This is a genomic window from Mycobacterium sp. NGS41, assembly GCF_059812725.1.
The window spans coordinates 1-394 of sequence record NZ_JCALDF010000091.1 but is presented as its reverse complement, the minus strand read 5'-3'; the positions used below and the strand labels follow the sequence as shown (position 1 = coordinate 394).

Annotated in this window: 1 protein-coding gene; it reads left to right on the top strand. The window is 70.6% G+C overall.

Annotation, left to right across the window (positions count from 1 at the left end; translation table 11 throughout):
* The coding region (locus AC5Y21_RS26060; protein ID WP_499917046.1) for a KR domain-containing protein at nucleotides 1-394 on the top strand (394 nt) is incomplete at both ends.

Here is a 394-nt window from a genome sequence, read left to right as displayed (position 1 = left end):
GGTCGTCGAAGACGCCACCGTGGCCAACCTCACCGATGAGCTGCTGCACCGCAACTGGGCACCCAAAGTGGCCGGTGCGTGGCAGTTGCACACCGCCCTGCACCAGGCGTCCGCGGCTCACGAGTTGGACTGGTGGTGCTCGTTTTCCTCGGCGGCCGCGCTGGTGGGCTCTCCTGGCCAAGGCGCCTATGCCGCGGCCAACAGCTGGCTGGATGCCTTCACCCGCTGGCAGCGCACCCAGGGCCTACCGGCCATCGCGATCGCCTGGGGCGCCTGGGGCCAGATCGGACGCGCCACCGCCCTAGTCGACAGCACCGGGGTCGCCATCGGCGCCGACGAAGGCGCCTACGCCTTCCAGACGCTGCTGCGCCACGACCGCCCCCACACCGGTTAT